The organism is Roseovarius sp. B-10, from assembly GCF_056859295.1.
This window is the reverse complement of sequence record NZ_JBSXOE010000001.1, coordinates 1-2,040: the sequence shown is the minus strand read 5'-3', so window position 1 is coordinate 2,040 and position 2,040 is coordinate 1. Positions and strand designations below refer to the sequence as shown.

Below are 2,040 nucleotides of genomic sequence, written 5' to 3'. Positions count from 1 at the left end.
CTTTTCTCCGCCTCCGTGGTGGGCTTCGTGATCCTCTTCGGAAACCTGGGAGGGTTTGGCCACCTCGCCGCCTTCGGTTTCCGTGAGACTGCCAGCTACCAGAATGCCCCGTTTCGGTGCGCCTGCCAGCCCGTGAACGTTGCCGAGCCCTTCGATGCGGCCCGTAGCCTTGAAAGCTTCATCCAAATGAAGCACCGTTCCGTGCGTTCCTTCCGGGATGTAGACATCGGCCAATGCAGCACTGCCAGTCAGTAGTGCGGCACCGATTGCCACTAGTGGAATTCTCATAGCATAGCTCCTTGTTTTCCAATGGTGTTTCGTGTTGAACATTCGACCCTGTCCGCAACCAGAACCGGCGCCCAGCGTCGGTCGTGCGTCCTATTTCACGAAGCAAAGCATGGCTCATATCGCGGTCATAATCCTCGCGGCGTCTACTCTGACTGCAGCGCATGTCGAGCGCCGCAGTCAGGTTCTACTTGTCGCATTCGGGCTTCCCTTTGTCAGCCAGAGCGCCCGATTGAATGCTTCAGCGACCTTGCTGCGGGCCGTTACGCTCTTCGAACATACGCTGAAACTCTGACGCCGCCGCCATGTGGGCATCCATTTCCTCGCGCGTGACCTTGTCGTCGTCGTTCCGATCCGAGTGGTCGAAATGGCCGCGCATGTTGTCGGTCATGTGAATGTTATTGTCACGATCAGGCAGGTCATGATGCCCGGTTCCGTATCCCATGTCTGCGAGTGCCGCGCCGCCGACAACCGTGGCGAATGCGGTTGCGATAATGAGTGAGGTGTTGCGTTTCATTGAGTGTCTCCATTTTGCGTGTTGCATGTTCTACTTGGCAAATTGGATGTGCTATGCAACGGGCTGCTGGAGTAGTCGTGTAACGGTCTGTCACAGAACCCCACCTGGTTACATTTGGCGACAGATTTTCTCGGTAAGTGGCGCTCGAACCTGTAGGTCCAAGTCAGGACGAAGGTGACCGTTTCGACATTAGCGACGTGTTCCCATCGCGATCGCGCCAGCAAGGGTGATGCTGTTCGCCTTGTATTCCGAGTTCATTCTACACCTGCCCCTTCGTCTGACCAGGGGGTGTCCTCGGTCCGGTCTGTGCGCTTCGCGCTGCGCGCGCGCCAGCACATGTCGCAGACCGGATCACCAGCCGACAGCGTGCTGGCTCTGCGGTAATGCCCTCGCTGGCCATCCCCGGCGATGAGGTCCGCGCCGGGCCAGTCGTAGAGGCACCAGCTTTGCCGAAAAGCCTCCAGCAGTTCAGGATCCTCGTGGTGCGTGGCTACCCTGCGCGCAAAGCTCTGGGGCGGGCAATGGGTGAAATGCGTGTGCAGATCGTCGCCCTCCGGGAAGACGCGCGTTTCATAGCCGGGCGCACCGACCGGGCGGAACGGAAAAACCAGGAGAGCCTGGATCGTCCAGCGCAGCCTGCGTCCGGGATCGCGGCTAGCGATCCGCGCTGGCAGCGACGACAGGCGCAACATGCGGCGGTAGAGGTCCCAGCCGATATCGGCCACTACCAAATGCGCGTAATCCGTTCTGACCCCGTGCCGTCGCAGCGCCGCATCGGCGGCGACGGTATATATGGCGAGTTCGACCATCAGACGGCTTCCGCCGTTGGGCAGAGCGTGCAGTTCGGCGACCTCCCGCATCTCTTCAACGAGTTGATCCAACGTCTCGAGGAACCTGTCCCTGTCCTGCCGCAGCCATCGCATCGCGCCGCCGCCCTCGTCGTGCAGTGCCCGGTTCGCCAGATGCCGGTGGCAGGTGCGGCGCAGTTCCCACCGGACAAGCCAGCGCACCATTTTCCAGTGGAGCGGTGTTGGTCGCGGCGATGTCCGCAGGTTACTCATGCGTCGCCTCCTTTCGGCGCGGCCCCCTCATGGCCACCGAGACCTCTTCGGTGACCCACAGGTGGATCGGCGCAAAGGCAACGAACAGGCCCGCACCAATCGCGCTTGGGCCAAGCTTCCCGCTAGCGATCCTGCTGACCCGCGTTCCATAGCTTGTCATGCGGCGTGCCGTCCTCA

The 2,040-nt window shown here is 61.0% G+C and carries 3 protein-coding genes and 1 pseudogene; all 4 read right to left on the bottom strand.

From position 1 onward, the window contains the following. Nucleotides 1-288, bottom strand: a pseudogene (locus tag AC13D8_RS00020) (YncE family protein); the annotation flags it as partial. Between the two features lie 238 nt (nt 289-526). Beyond that, nucleotides 527-802, bottom strand: a complete 276-nt coding sequence (locus AC13D8_RS00015) for a hypothetical protein (RefSeq protein WP_482967137.1) — start codon at nt 800-802, stop codon at nt 527-529. A 254-nt stretch (nt 803-1,056) separates the two neighbouring features. Next, entirely contained in the window at nt 1,057-1,863 is an 807-nt protein-coding gene (locus tag AC13D8_RS00010) for a hypothetical protein (RefSeq protein WP_482967136.1), read from the bottom strand. Next, nucleotides 1,856-2,040 (bottom strand): hypothetical protein (locus tag AC13D8_RS00005; RefSeq protein WP_482967135.1); only part of this gene is annotated, 185 nt, incomplete at its 5' end. The genes AC13D8_RS00010 and AC13D8_RS00005, both read right to left, overlap by 8 nt.